The organism is Streptomyces genisteinicus, assembly GCF_014489615.1.
Taxonomy (GTDB): Bacteria; Actinomycetota; Actinomycetes; order Streptomycetales; family Streptomycetaceae; genus Streptomyces; species Streptomyces genisteinicus.
In genome coordinates this window covers 6,789,757-6,802,941 of the sequence record NZ_CP060825.1, presented here as the reverse complement: position 1 = coordinate 6,802,941, position 13,185 = coordinate 6,789,757, and the positions used below count along the sequence as shown (strand labels likewise).

The 13,185-nt window shown below is 73.9% G+C and carries 10 protein-coding genes; 4 read left to right on the top strand and 6 right to left on the bottom strand.

The window, feature by feature from the left end:
* Nucleotides 1–7: 7 nt before the first annotated feature.
* Nucleotides 8–1,147: an acyl-CoA dehydrogenase family protein gene (locus tag IAG43_RS29190; protein WP_187743653.1), complete on the top strand. Its 1,140-nt coding sequence runs from the start codon at nucleotides 8–10 to the stop codon at nucleotides 1,145–1,147.
* Between the two features lie 165 nt (nucleotides 1,148–1,312).
* Here IAG43_RS29190 and IAG43_RS29185 read toward each other — a convergent pair whose 3' ends face one another.
* From IAG43_RS29185 to IAG43_RS29160, 6 genes are all read right to left on the bottom strand, one after another.
* Nucleotides 1,313–3,133: an AMP-dependent synthetase/ligase gene (locus IAG43_RS29185; protein ID WP_187743652.1), complete on the bottom strand. Its 1,821-nt coding sequence runs from the start codon at nucleotides 3,131–3,133 to the stop codon at nucleotides 1,313–1,315.
* Nucleotides 3,134–3,454: 321 nt separating this feature from the next.
* Complete coding sequence (locus tag IAG43_RS29180) at nucleotides 3,455–5,641, bottom strand: 3-hydroxyacyl-CoA dehydrogenase NAD-binding domain-containing protein (protein ID WP_187743651.1); 2,187 nt, start codon at nucleotides 5,639–5,641, stop codon at nucleotides 3,455–3,457.
* Between the two features lie 54 nt (nucleotides 5,642–5,695).
* Nucleotides 5,696–6,910, bottom strand: coding sequence for an acetyl-CoA C-acetyltransferase (locus IAG43_RS29175; RefSeq protein WP_187743650.1), 1,215 nt, complete (start codon nucleotides 6,908–6,910; stop codon nucleotides 5,696–5,698).
* Between the two features lie 77 nt (nucleotides 6,911–6,987).
* Nucleotides 6,988–8,136, bottom strand: a complete 1,149-nt coding sequence (locus tag IAG43_RS29170; protein ID WP_425508626.1) for an acyl-CoA dehydrogenase family protein — start codon at nucleotides 8,134–8,136, stop codon at nucleotides 6,988–6,990.
* Nucleotides 8,133–9,158 carry an LLM class F420-dependent oxidoreductase gene (locus IAG43_RS29165; RefSeq protein ID WP_187743649.1) on the bottom strand — a complete coding sequence of 342 codons (1,026 nt, stop codon included), beginning with the start codon at nucleotides 9,156–9,158 and terminating at the stop codon, nucleotides 8,133–8,135. The genes IAG43_RS29170 and IAG43_RS29165 overlap by 4 nt, the downstream gene beginning before the upstream one ends.
* A complete protein-coding gene (locus tag IAG43_RS29160; RefSeq protein WP_187743648.1) occupies nucleotides 9,158–10,348 on the bottom strand; it encodes a CaiB/BaiF CoA transferase family protein in 1,191 nt (396 codons plus the stop codon). The genes IAG43_RS29165 and IAG43_RS29160 overlap by 1 nt, the downstream gene beginning before the upstream one ends.
* Nucleotides 10,349–10,609: 261 nt before the next feature.
* Here IAG43_RS29160 and IAG43_RS29155 point away from each other — a divergent pair, with 261 nt between their 5' ends.
* From IAG43_RS29155 to IAG43_RS29145, 3 genes are read left to right on the top strand one after another with little or no spacing between them, the layout of a single operon-like run.
* The gene (locus IAG43_RS29155; protein WP_187743647.1) at nucleotides 10,610–11,332 is read left to right on the top strand and encodes a TetR/AcrR family transcriptional regulator; all 723 of its coding nucleotides are present in this window, start codon (nucleotides 10,610–10,612) and stop codon (nucleotides 11,330–11,332) included.
* A gap of 55 nt (nucleotides 11,333–11,387) precedes the next feature.
* Nucleotides 11,388–11,900, top strand: a complete 513-nt coding sequence (locus tag IAG43_RS29150) for a DUF4334 domain-containing protein (RefSeq protein WP_187743646.1) — start codon at nucleotides 11,388–11,390, stop codon at nucleotides 11,898–11,900.
* The gene (locus IAG43_RS29145) at nucleotides 11,897–12,988 is read left to right on the top strand and encodes an NAD(P)-dependent alcohol dehydrogenase (protein ID WP_187743645.1); all 1,092 of its coding nucleotides are present in this window, start codon (nucleotides 11,897–11,899) and stop codon (nucleotides 12,986–12,988) included. The genes IAG43_RS29150 and IAG43_RS29145 overlap by 4 nt, the downstream gene beginning before the upstream one ends.
* The last annotated feature ends 197 nt before the right edge of the window (nucleotides 12,989–13,185 follow it).

The window sequence follows — 13,185 nt, the reverse complement described above, 5'->3', positions numbered from 1 at the left end:
GGACCTGATGGGCAGTCGCCTCACCGAAGAACAGGCCGATTTCGTCGCGGCCGTCCGCGATTTCGCCAAACGGGAGTGCGGCACCCGGGAGCAGCGTTCCGCGCTGACCTCGGGCGGCCGCGAGGCCCACCACCCCGAGCTCTACGGCAGGCTCGCCGATCTGGGCTGGCTCGGGGTGTGCCTGCCCGAGGAGTACGGGGGCGCGGGAGGCGGCCTCGCCGACGCCTGCCTCTTCCTGGAGGAGACCTCGTACGGGATGGTCCCGGCCGGCGGCTTCGTCACCACGGTCATCGCCGCGAAGGCGTACGAGAAGTTCGGCAGCGAGCAGCAGCGGCGCGAGGCGCTGTCCGCGGCCGTGCGCGGCGAGGTGCTGGCCATCGCCATGTCGGAGCCGGGCGCGGGGTCCGACGTGGGGGCGCTGCGCTGCGCGGCGCTGCGGGAGGCCGACGGCAGCTGGGTCGTCGACGGCCAGAAGACCTGGATCTCCAACGCGCACTGCGCGAAGCACATCCTCCTGGTGGCACGGACCGGCGAGGACAAGCACGGCGGTCTGACCATGTTCCATCTGCCCGCCGGCACACCGGGGGTCGAGACGCGCCGCATCGACACCATGGGCGGACGGGAGGTCAACGACGTCTACCTCACCGGCGTACGGCTGCCCGCGGACGCCGTCGTCGGCAAAGTGGGCGCGGGCTGGCCGCAGCTGATGGCCGGGCTCAACCACGAGCGGCTCTTCCTGGCCGCCAACATGCTGGGCCTCGCGCGGCGTGCCTTCGACGACGCGCTCGCCTTCGTCCGCGAACGGGAGCAGTTCGGCCGGCCCGTCGGCTCCTTCCAGGCGCTGCGGCACCGGATCGCGGACCTGGCCACCGAGATCGAGTGCACCCGCCTGCTGGTACGGGAGACCGCGCTGGACTGCGACGCGCAGCCGGACAAGCTGTTCCCGCGCGAGGCGTCCATGGCCAAGCTGAAGGCGACCGAGCTCGCCAAGCGCACGGCCCTGGAGGGCATGCAGATGATGGGCGGCTACGGCTACAGCACGGAGTTCGACATGGAGCGGCACCTGCGGGCCGCCGTGGTGTCCACCGTCTACGGCGGGACGAGCGAGATCCAGCGGGACGTCATCGGCAAGACCTACGGCCTCTGAGGCTCCGCCGCACCGGCCGGCCGCACGCCCCGGGGGGTGTGCGGCCGGCCGGTGCGGTCCCGGCCGCCCAGGGTCAGGGCACCGACAGGCAGGCGGCTCGGGACGACGGAGGGGCGGGCGCCGCGCGGCGCCCGCCCCTCCGTCGTCCCGGCCCTGCCCCGGCGGTCAGTCCCGGTAGAGTCCGGCCAGCGCGTCGGCGTACTTGTCCCGGATCACCCTGCGCCGCATCTTCAGGGACGGCGTCAGCTCCCCGGTCGCCGGTCCCCACTCCCCGCTCAGCAGTTCGTACCGCTTGACCTGCTCGCTGCGGTTCAGACGGGCGTTGGCCGCGGCGACGGCCCTCTCCACCTCCGCCAGCACGGCGGGGTGCGCCGCCAGCCCGTCCGTCCCGCCCGCCGCCTCCACGCCGTGCGCGGCGGCCCACGCGGGGGCGGCCTCCGCGTCGAGCACCAGCAGGGCGACCAGGTACGAGCGGTTGTCCCCGTGCACCATCGCCTGGCCGATCAGCGGGTGTTCCTTGAGCGCGTTCTCCACCAGGGACGGGGCGACGTTCTTGCCGGTGGAGGTGATGATCATCTCCTTCTTGCGGTCGGTGAGCCACAGGTAGCCGTCCTCGTCCAGCCGGCCGATGTCACCGGTGGCCAGCCAGCCGTCCTCGTCCAGCGCCGACTCCACCGAGCCGTCGGACCGGAGGTAGCCGGAGAAGACGGACGCGCCCCTGACCAGGATCTCGCCGTCCTCCGCGATCCTGACCTCGACGGCCTCCACCGGGCGTCCCACCGAGCCGAGCCGGAAGCCGAGCCGCGGGCTGTTGCTGGTGGCGACGCCGGTGGTCTCGGTGAGGCCCCAGGCGTCCATGATGACGATGCCGAAACCGGCCCAGAACCTCACGACGTCCGCCGACATCGGTGCCGACGCGCTGGCCGACCAGGTCACCCGGTCCAGCCCGCCCGCGGCCAGCATGGGCAGCAGGACGTCCCGGCGGACCCGGCTGTAGCGCTCCTCCAGTTCGGCCGGCGGCACCTCGCCCCGCTCCCGGTGGCCGACGTGCTCCCGCGCCACTTCGAAGGCCTGGTCGATGACGGCGCGCTGCTCGGCCGGCATGAGCGACAGGACGCCCCGCACGGCGGCGGAGAGCTTCTCCCAGATCCTCGGCACACCGAAGAACTGCGCGGGGCGCACCTGGCGCACCACGGCGGCGACGCCGGTCGGGTCGGGACAGAGGTAGACGTGGGACGCCCGGTGGCAGGGCAGGTAGATGCCCAGCATCCGCTCGGCGATATGGGCGAACGGCAGGTAGCAGATGTGCTCGACGTGCGGGGGCAGCTCCACCACGGCGTCCAGCGCCAGGGCGTTGGCCATCACCTGGCGGTGGGTCAGGACGACGCCCTTGGGCTCGCCGGTGGTGCCGGAGGTGTAGACGACGGTCAGCGGATCGTCGGGGCGGGCGGTGTCCAGCTCCTTGGCGACGTGCTCGGGCACCGGTTCGCGCAGCAGGGCCGCGTACGCGAAGTGACCGCCCTCCGCGCCGGCCTCGGCCACCACCAGCCGCTCCAGCGGCGTACCGGCGTCGGTCAGCAGCGGCTCCCACACCGCGACCTGGGCCGCGCCCTCCACGACGGCGACGCGGGCACGGCAGTTGCGCGCGGTGTGGGTGATCTGCTCCGGGGCCGCCGTCCCGTAGACGCTGACCGGGACGGCACCGAGCCGGACCAGCGCCAGGTCGGACAGCCAGTGCTCGGGGCGGTTGGCCATCATCAGCAGCACGTGGTCCCCGCGGCCGACGCCGAGTTCCGCGTAGCCGGCCGCGAGGGACCGGGTGCGCTCGTGGACCTCCGACCAGGTGAGCGTCGTCCAGCCGCCCTCCGACCCGGCCGTCTGCCAGGACAGGGCGGGGAGTTCGGGGTGGAGCCGGGCGTTGCGGGCCAGCAGCTGCGGCAGGGTCCGGTCGGCCGGGGCGTCGGTGGGCTGGGGCGCTGAAGTCATCGGGGCCTCCTCGCGGGTCGGAAGGTGAACGTCCAGGGAGGCCGGGGCGGTGGGGCGCCCCGGCAGAGATGCCGGGTCGGGCGGCGGGGGATGCGGTGGCGCCGTGCCCGGACCGCCCGGAGTCCGGGCGGTGCAGGTGAGCGGCCGGATCGGGTACGGATACGGGTGCGGGGCCGGATCGGGTACGGATACGGGTGCGGGTGCGGGTGCGGGGCCGGATCGGCGGGCGGCAGGCGGCGGGGCGGGTGAGGTGCGGGCAGGTGCACGGAAGGGGCGAGGCGGATGCCGGGGGTGCCGCGAGCCCCCGGCACGGCGCACGGCTCAGGAGTCCGTGAAGGTCTCCCCTCGCTCGGCCATGCGCAGCAGCAGCCCGGGAGGCGCGAAGCGCTCGCCGTGCGCGGCGGCCAGTTCGCGGGCGCGGGTCACGAAGCCGGGCAGGCCGCCCTCGTAGCCGTTGACGTACTGGAGCACGCCGCCGGTCCAGGCGGGGAAGCCGATGCCGAGCAGTGAGCCGACGTTGGCGTCCGCGACCGAGACCAGGACGCCTTCCTCCAGGCAGCGGACCGCGTCGAGGGACTCGGCGAAGAGCATCCGCTCCGCCAGTTCGGTCAGGTCCGCGTGCTGCCGCCCGGAATCCGTGAAGTGCTCGCGCAGCCCCGGCCACAGGCCCGTGCGCCGGCCGTCCTCGGCGTAGTCGTAGAAGCCCGCTCCCCCGCTGCGGCCGGGGCGGCCGAACTCGTCGATCATGCGGTCCACGACGGCGTCCGCGGGGTGCGGGTCCCAGGTGCCGCCCGCCTCCTCCACCGCGCGCCGGGTCTCCTCGCGGATCTTCCGCGGCAGGGTGAGGGTGAGTTCGTCCATCAAGGACAGCACCTTGGCCGGGTAGCCGGCCCGGGCCGCGGCCTGTTCGACGCTGGCGGGGTCGACGCCCTCGCCGACCATGGCGACGCCCTCGTCGATGAACCGGCCGATGACGCGCGAAGTGAAGAAGCCGCGGGAGTCGTTGACCACGATCGGGGTCTTCTTGATCTGCCGCACCAGGTCGAAGGCGCGGGCGAGCGCTTCCTCGCCCGTCTTCTCCCCCTTGACGATCTCCACCAGCGGCATCTTGTCGACCGGGGAGAAGAAGTGCAGGCCCACGAAGTCGGCGGGGCGCTCCACCCCCTTGGCGAGGACGGTGATGGGCAGCGTGGAGGTGTTGGAGCAGAGCAGGGCGTCGGGCTCCACCACGTCCTGGATCTCCTCGAAGACCCGGTGCTTGAGGGCGGTGTCCTCGAAGACGGCCTCGATGACGGCGTCGCAGCCGGCGAGGTCGGCGGCGTCGGCGGTGGGGGTGATCCGGGCGAGCAGCGCGTCGGCCTTCTCCTGCGTGGTGCGGCCGCGCGAGACGGCCTTGGCGCACAGCTTCTCCGAATACGCCTTGCCCCTGGCTGCGGCCTCGGGCGTCACGTCCTTGAGGACGACCTCGATGCCGGCCCGGGCGCAGGAGTAGGCGATGCCCGCGCCCATCATCCCGGCGCCGACCACGGCCACCCGGGTGACCGGGCGCTGTTCGGGGCCCCGGGGGCGGCCCGCTCCCGAGTTGACGGCCTGGAGGTCGAAGAAGAACGCCTGGATCATGTTCTTGGTGATCTGCCCGGTGACCAGGTCCGTCAGGTAGCGGGCCTCGATGACCTGCGCGGTCTCGAAGTCGACCTGGGAGCCCTCGACGGCGGCCGCCAGGATGTTGCGCGGTGCGGGGCAGGGCGCGCCGCCCGTCCGCTTCCTCAGCAGGGCGGGGAAGGCCGGGAGGTTGGCGGCGAACTTGGGGTTCGCCGGGGTGCCGCCGGGGATGCGGTAGCCGGGGACGTCCCAGGGCTGCCGGGACTCCGGGTGGGCGTCGATGAACGCGGCTGCCCTGGCGAGGAGTTCGTCGGGTCCGGCGGCGATCTCGTCGACGAGCCCCGCGGCGAGGGCGCGGGCCGGCCCGTACTGGGTGCCTTCCAGGAGGACCTTCCCGAGGGCGTCGGCCACGCCGAACATGCGGACGGTGCGGGTCACTCCCCCGCCGCCGGGCAGCAGGCCGAGGGTGACCTCGGGGAGGCCGACGCGGGCGGCCGGACTGTCCAGCACCACCCGGTGATGGCAGGCGAGGGCGATCTCGTAACCGCCGCCGAGCGCGGCGCCGTTGATCGCGGCGACCACCGGCCTGCCCAGCGTCTCCAGCACGCGCAGCGAGCGCTTGACCCGCATCCCGGCCTCGTGGGAGGCGGCGGCGGTCCCGGGGGTGACGGCGATCAGGTCGCGGAGGTCGCCGCCGGCGAAGAAGCTCTTCTTGGCGGAGGTGACGATGACGCCCCGGATCTCGTCGCGGCGTTCGGCCAGCCGCGCCGCGACGGCGTCCAGCGAGTCGATGAAGGCCGCGTTCATGGTGTTGGCGGACTGGTCGGGGTCGTCGAGGACGAGGGTGACGACGTGGTCCTCGGACTCTACCCAGCGGATGGTGGAACGGCGTGCGGTGGTGTCCATGGCTGATGTCTCCCGTGACGGCGGACTGCGGCGGAGTCGGGCGGCGGCGGCCGGTCAGAGGCGCTCGACGACGGTGGCGATGCCCATGCCGCCGCCGACGCACAGGGTGGCGAGGCCGTACCGCTTGTCCTGGCGCTCCAGTTCGTCGACGAGGGTGCCGAGGATCATGGCCCCGGTCGCCCCGAGGGGGTGGCCCATGGCGATGGCGCCGCCGTTGACGTTGACCTTGTCGAGCGAAAGGCCCATGTCCGCGGCGAAGCGCAGCACCACGGCGGCGAACGCCTCGTTGATCTCGACGAGGTCGATGTCGCCGATGGTCAGCCCGGCACGCTTCAGCGCCTTGCGGGTGGCCGGGGCGGGGCCGGTGAGCATGATGGTCGGGTCGGCGCCGGAGACGGCGGCGGAGACGATCCGGGCGCGGGGGGAGAGGCCGCCGCGTTCGCCGGCCTCCTTGCTGCCGATGGCGACGAGGGCGGCGCCGTCGACGATGCCGGAGGAGTTGCCCGCGTGGTGGACGTGGTCGATCCGCTCGACCCAGTGGTACTTCTGGAGGGCGACGGCGTCGAAGCCGCCGAGGTCGCCGATGTCCGCGAAGGACGGCTTCAGCTTCGCGAGCGAGTCGGCGGTGGTGCCGGGGCGCATGTGCTCGTCGTGGTCGAGGACGACCAGGCCGTTGCGGTCGCGCACCGGCACGACGGAACGCTCGAAGCGGCCGTCCTTCCACGCCGCGGCGGCCCGCTCCTGGGAGAGCGCCGCGTACTCGTCGACGTCGTGCCGGGAGAACCCCTCCAGGGTGGCGATCAGATCGGCGCCGATGCCCTGCGGCACGAACCCGGTGTCGAAGTTGGTCATCGGGTCCATCGCCCAGGCGCCGCCGTCGCTGCCCATCGGGACCCGCGACATGGATTCCACGCCGCCGGCGAGGACGAGCTCCTCCCAGCCGGAACGGACCTTCATCGCGGCCATGTTGACGGCTTCGAGGCCGGAGGCGCAGAAGCGGTTCTCCTGGACGCCCGCGACGGTGTCGGGCAGCCCGGCCGCCATGGCGGCGATGCGCGCGATGTCGGAGCCCTGGTCGCCGACCGGGCCGACCACGCCGAGGACGATGTCGTCGATCTCCGCCGGGTCCAGGCCGGGGAACCGGCGCCCGATCTCGTGGATGAGGCCGACGACCAGGTCGACCGGCTTGGTGCCGTGCAGGGCTCCGCCTGCCTTCCCGCGTCCGCGCGGGGTGCGGATCGCGTCGTACACGTACGCTTCGGTGCTCACCTTGGGGTGCCTTCCGTGTCGGGTCTGGAGGAGCCTCGTGCGGGCGGCGCGGGTGCCGCCGAGGGGAGCCGGCCGGTTCAGCCGAGGAGGGAGCGCCCGATGATCTCCTTCATGATCTCGGTCGTCCCGCCGTAGATGGTCTGGACGCGGCTGTCGAGGAACGCGCGGGCGACGCGGTACTCGGTCATGTAGCCGTATCCGCCGTGGAGTTGCAGGCAGCGGTCGACGGTCCGCTTCTGGAGTTCGGTGGCCCACCACTTGGCCATCGAGGCGTGCGCGGTGTCGAGTTCGCCCTTGGCGTGGTCGGCGATGCAGCGGTCGAGGAAGGCCCGGGTGACGGCGCACTCGGTGGCCAGTTCGGCGATCTCGAAGCGGATGTGCTGGAGGCGGGCGAGCGGGCGGCCGAACGCCTCGCGCTCCTTCACGTACCGCGTCGTGTCGTCCAGGATCTCCTCGGCGGCCGCGGCGGCGCCGACGGCGATGGCCAGGCGCTCCTGGGCCAGGTTGGTCATCAGGTGGGTGAACCCGCCGTTCAGCTCGCCGAGCAGGTTCTCCTTGGGGACGCGGACGTCGTGGAAGAAGAGTTCGGCGGTGTCCTGGGCCTTCTGGCCGATCTTGTCGAGGTTGCGGCCGCGTTCGAAGCCCTCCGCCCCGCGCTCGACGACGAACAGGGAGAGGCCGTGGGCGCCGCCCTCGGGGGTGGTCCTCGCGACGACGACCACGAGGTCGGCGAGGATGCCGTTGGAGATGAACGTCTTCGAGCCGCTCAGCACCCAGTGGTCGCCGCGGTCCTCGGCGGTGGTGCGGACGCCCTGGAGGTCGGAGCCCGCGCCGGGCTCGCTCATGGCTATCGCGGTCACCGTCTCGCCGCTGCAGAATCCCGGGAGCCAGCGCCGCTTCTGCTCCTCGGTGCCGAGCGAGGTGAGGTACGGGCCGATGATGTCGTTGTGCAGGCTCAGGGCGAGACCCGAGGCGCCGGCGCGGGCGAACTCCTCGATGAGGACGGCGCTGTAGCGGAAGTCGTCCGTCCCGCCGCCGCCGTACTCCTCGGGCACGGACATGCCGAGCAGGCCCCGGCGGCCCGCCGAGCGCCACACCTCGCGGTCGACGATGCCGTCCTTCTCCCACTGCTCGTGGTGCGGGACGACCTCCTTGGCGAGGAAGGTGCGCACGGTCTCGCGGAAGGCCTCGTGGTCGGGGCCGTACAGGTCTCGTCGCAGGGTCACAGCCAGCTCCTGACGCGTTCGATCAGCCGGGCGGGGTCGGGGCCGACGGGGGTGACGTTGAGCATGGTCACGCCCGCGTCGCGGAAGACGTCGACGCGGTCGCGGACGTAGCCCTCCGGGCCGGCCAGGCAGAGCCGTTCCAGCAGCTCGGCCGGGACGGCGGCCTCGGCGTCCTTCCTGCGTCCGGCGAGGTAGTGCTCCTGGATGGCGGCCGCGGCGGGCTCGTACCCGTAGGAGCAGACCAGGTCGTGGTAGAAGTTACGGCCGGGCGCGCCCATGCCGCCCACGTAGAGGGCCACGGTGGGGCGCATCAGGTCCCGGACCGACTCGGCGTCGTCGCCGATCGCCAGCAGGCCGCCCGCCACGACCGAGAGCGGGCCGAGCGCGGGGTCCCGGGAGGCGGCGCCCTCGGCCAGCGACGGTCCCCACACCTTTGCCGCGTGTTCGGGGACGTAGAGGAACGGCAGCCACCCGTCGGCGATCTCCGCGGTCATCCGGACGTTGGCCGGGCCGAGCGCGGCGACGTAGACGGGGACGGTCTCGCGGACCGGGCGGTTGAGCAGCTTCAGCGGTTTGCCGAGCGTGCCGCCCTTCTCGGCCGGCAGGGGCAGGTCGGTGATGCCGCGGTGCTCGATCACCTCACGGCGCAGGATGCGCCGCGACAGCTCGATCACCTCGCGGGTGCGGCCCAGCGGGCGGTCGTAGCGGCGGCCGTGCCAGCCCTCCACGACCTGGGGGCCGGAGGCGCCGACGCCGAGAAGGGCGCGGCCGCCGCTGACGGCGTCGAGCCCCGCCGCGGTCTGGGCGATCAGCGCGGGGGTGCGCGAGTACACGTTGAGGATCGCCGAACCGATCCGCATCCGCTCGGTCTTCGCGGCGAGGTAGCCCATGACCGTCGGGGAGTCGAAGCCGTACGCCTCGGCCACCCAGACGGCGTCGAGGCCCGCGGCCTCCAGCGCGGCGGCGGCGTCCGCCGCGGTGCGGGGGTCGGCGGCGTAGGTCAGGGGTGAGGAGAGTTCCATCAGCAGGCGTCCTTCAGCAGTTCGGGCACGCCCCAGTCGCGGGCCACCTCAGGGGTGTGGGCGCCGGGCGCGGCCGGCGGCCGGCGGAGCGTGCCGGGGGTGCTCGAGAAGCGGGGCGCGGGAGCGGGCTGGGTGATGCCGTGGGCCTCGGTGTAGGTGCCGCGTGCCGCCAGGTGCGGGTGGGCGGACGCCTCGCGCAGGGAGAGCACGGGCGCCACGCAGGCGTCGGTCCCCTCGAAGACGGCCGTCCACTCGGCACGGGTGGCGGAGCGGAAGCGGCTGGTGAACAGGGCGCGCAGAGCAGGCCAGTTGCGCGGGTCGGTCCGGTCCGGCAGGTCCTCGCCCGCCACGCCGAGCAGACGGACGAACACCGCGTAGAACTGCGGTTCCAGGGCTCCGACCGCCATCCAGCCGCCGTCGGCGGTCTCGTAGACGTCGTAGTGGGGGCAGCCGCCGTCGAGCGTGTTGCGGCCGCGCCCGTCCTGCCAGGTGCCCTCGGCGAGCATGCCCCAGAACAGGGCCGTGAGGTGCGCGGTGCCGTCCACGATCGCGGCGTCCACCACCTGGCCGCGGCCGGTGGTCCGCGCGGTGAGCAGGGCGGCGAGGACGCCCGTGGTGAGGTAGAGGGAGCCGCCCGCGTAGTCGCCGAGCAGGTTGGCGGGGAAGACCGGCCGGCCGTCTCGGGCGCCGATCATGGACAGGGCCCCGGCGGTGGCGATGTAGCCGATGTCGTGTCCGGCCGTGGGGGCGAGCGGGCCCGCCTGGCCCCAGCCGGTCATCCGGCCGTAGACGAGGGCGGAGTTGGCGGCCAGGCACTCCTCTGGTCCGACGCCGAGGCGTTCGGCGACACCCGGCCGGTACCCCTCGATCAGGATGTCGGCGCGTGACGCCAGCGCCCGCACCCGGTCCGGTCCGCCGGGGGACTTGAGATCGACGAGGACGGAGCGCTTGTTGCGGTTGGTCACGTCTCGGGCCGGGTCGCCGCCGAGCGGCGAGGGGCCGGGGCGGTCGACCCGCACCACGTCGGCGCCGAGGTCGGCGAGGAGCATCGCGGCGAACGGACCGGGGCCGATCCCGGCCAGCTCGACGACGCGAACGCCGTCGAGCGGGCCGGCCGCGGGGGGATCCGCCGCGGGGCGCGGCGGGCCGTCCGCGGCGGGGCCGGGCGGGTCGGTGGTGTTCCGGCTCATGGGTTCCCTTCTCGATGCAGGGCGGATTCGTCGCCGCCGACCGGGGGCTTACTGAGCGTTCGCTAAGAACGTAGGAGCGGGTGACCCCGGGGTCAACTCCTCGTGCGGGACTTGTTTTTCCGGATCGGGACCGGGACAGTGTGACCATCGGAGACCGGCAGTCCGGACTTCACTGAACGAACGCTAAGGACACGGAAGGCGGCGCGGGGGATGCCCGGCCGTACGATGTCGCCGATCGCCGCCCGTCCCGAGGAGAGCCCGTTGACCACCGAGCCGAGCCAGGACACCACGCACCCGGCGGAGCACTGGCGCTCCTACGGACCGCTCGACCTCCACCCCATCCTGATCAACGCCATGGAGGCCTTCAACGAGCAGGGCTACCACGGCACTTCGGTACGCGCGATCGCCGGCCGGGTCGGCGTCACGGTGCCCGCGCTCTACTACCACTACGAGAACAAGCAGGCCCTGCTGGCGACCCTGCTGGAGACCTCCATCAAGGACGTCCTCGACCGCTGCCGTGCCGCCGCCGGGGAGGCCGGTCCCGACCCGCTGGCCCGCTTCTGCGGCATGGTCGAGTCGATCGTCCTCTACATGGCCCACCGGCAGCAGCTGGCGTTCCTGGACACCGAGATCCGCAGCCTGGAGCCCGCCAACCGGGCCCGCTACGTCGCCCTGCGCGACTACCTGGAGCACATGCTGCTCGACACCGTCGAGTCCGGACGGGCCCAGGGCGTGTTCACCACGCCCTTCCCGGCCGACGCGGTGCGATCGGTGCTCGTCATGTGCCAGGGGGTCGCCAACTGGTTCCGCGAGGACGGTCCGCTGACCGCGGAGGAGGTCGCCGAGCGGCATGTGCTGATGAGCCTCGGCACCGTGGGCCACCCCGGCGCCGTCTCCGGCGGCACCGGGCTGCCGCTGCCCGGGCAGTCCGCCGGGCGGTCCGGCGCCCTCGCCCGTGCCGCCGCCCCGCGCACCGCCGGCTGACCGCCGGGCGGCCCCCTCGACGCCCCACCGCACCGCCCGACGAGAGGACACCCGCATGGACCCGCACGACGCCCGCGCACGGTTCCACGAACTGCGCGCCGAGGACGGCCCCGTCGGCCCCGCCGAACTGGACCGGATATGGGCGGCGCTCGACACCGTCCGCCCCGAGGAGATCCTCGGCGACTGGACCGGCGGCGAGTTCCGGACCGGCCACCCGCTCGACGGCATGCTGGAGAAGGCCGGCTGGCACGGCAAGTCGTTCGACTCCCTGCACGACGTCAAGCCGCTCGTCTGCCGCGACGCCTCGGGCGCGCTGTACTCCGACACGGAGCTGGGCCAGGGCGAGGCCAGCCTGTGGACGGTGGAGTTCCGCGGGGAGACGACGGCCACCATGGTCTACGACGGCCGGCCGGTGCTCGACCACTTCAAGCGGGTCGACGACACCACCCTGATGGGGATCATGAACGGCAAGGGCATCCCGCCCGAGGGCCCGTACTACTACTTCTACCTCGTACGCGACCCCGCACCGGCGCCGCGGGCGGACCGGCGGACCGGCGAGGGCCCGTGAGACGGGTCCGCGCCGCGGTCGCCGAGGCGCCCGGCGCCCCGTTCACCGTCCGGGACGCCGAGCTGGAGGCGCCCCGGCCCTGCGAGGTCCTGGTGAGGATGACGGCGGCCGGTGTCTGCCACACCGATCTGGGGATGCGGGACACCTGGCCCCGCCACCTCACCCCCATGGTCTTCGGCCACGAGGGCGCCGGCGTGGTGGAGGCGGCGGGCGCAGACGTCACCGGCGTCGCGCCCGGCGACCGGGTCTGCCTCACCTTCGCCAGCTGCGGCAGCTGCGAGCAGTGCGCCGACGGCCACCCGGCCTACTGCCTCGCCGCGCGGGCCAGGAACTTCTCCGGCGGCCGGCCCGACGGCACCACCCCGCTCTCCCTCGGCGGCGCGCCGCTCCACGGCGCCTTCTTCGGCCAGTCGAGCTTCGCCACGCATGCCGTCGTCCACGCCCGGGGCGTGGTCCCGGTCCCGGCCGACCTGCCGGCCGAGGTCGCCGCCCCGCTGGGGTGCGGCGCCCAGACCGGCGCGGGCACGGTGCTCAACCGGCTGCGCCCCGCGCCCGGTTCCTCCCTCCTGGTCCTGGGCGCCGGCGGCGTCGGGCTCAGCGCGCTGATGGCCGCGGTGGCCGCGGGCTGCGGCCCGGTGATCGCCGTCGACCCGGTCGCCTCCCGCCGCGACCTCGCCGTCCGGCTCGGCGCCGCGGCGGCCCTAGACCCGGCGGACGGCCTGGTGGCGGCGGTCCGCGAGCTGACCGGCGGCGGAGCGCACCACGTCGTCGAGACCACCGGGCGGCCGGAGATGGCCCGCCGCGCCGTCGCGGCACTGCGCCCCCGCGGCGCGCTCGCGCTCCTCGGGCTCGGCGGCGAGGTGACGTTCGACGTCATGGGACTGCTCGCCAAGGGCGTGCGGGTGCACGGCGTGATCGAGGGCGACTCCGACCCCCGCCGCTTCCTCCCCGAGCTGATCGCCCTGCACCGCCGCGGCCTCTTCCCGCTCGAACGGCTGGTCACGACCTTCCCGTTCGAGGAGATCGGCGCGGCGGTCGCGGCGATGCGGGACGGGAGCGTCGTCAAGCCGGTGCTCACCTTCCCGTGACGCCCGAGCCCGCCGGGGATCGGCGGGGCGGGGAGTCCTGGGCGAGGGCCCCGGGCATACGGACCCGGCGCCGACCGCTGCGGCCGACGGGCGTCCGAAAGGGCGGGTCACGGAGACGGCCCCGCCCACGCGGGGTCCGTGCCACCGGGACGGCCCGGCGGAGACGGACCCCGCGCACGGCCCCGGACCGGACCGGC

Excerpts from the sequence above, each read along its gene's own strand:
- IAG43_RS29160 (WP_187743648.1), bottom strand. The coding sequence starts at position 10,348 with ATGAGCCGGAACACCACCGACCCGCCCGGCCCCGCCGCGGACGGCCCG.
- IAG43_RS29150 (WP_187743646.1), top strand. The coding sequence starts at position 11,388 with ATGGACCCGCACGACGCCCGCGCACGGTTCCACGAACTGCGCGCCGAG.
- IAG43_RS29165 (WP_187743649.1), bottom strand. The coding sequence starts at position 9,158 with ATGGAACTCTCCTCACCCCTGACCTACGCCGCCGACCCCCGCACCGCG.
- IAG43_RS29180 (WP_187743651.1), bottom strand. The coding sequence starts at position 5,641 with ATGGACACCACCGCACGCCGTTCCACCATCCGCTGGGTAGAGTCCGAG.
- IAG43_RS29190 (WP_187743653.1), top strand. The coding sequence starts at position 8 with ATGGGCAGTCGCCTCACCGAAGAACAGGCCGATTTCGTCGCGGCCGTC.
- IAG43_RS29185 (WP_187743652.1), bottom strand. The coding sequence starts at position 3,133 with ATGACTTCAGCGCCCCAGCCCACCGACGCCCCGGCCGACCGGACCCTG.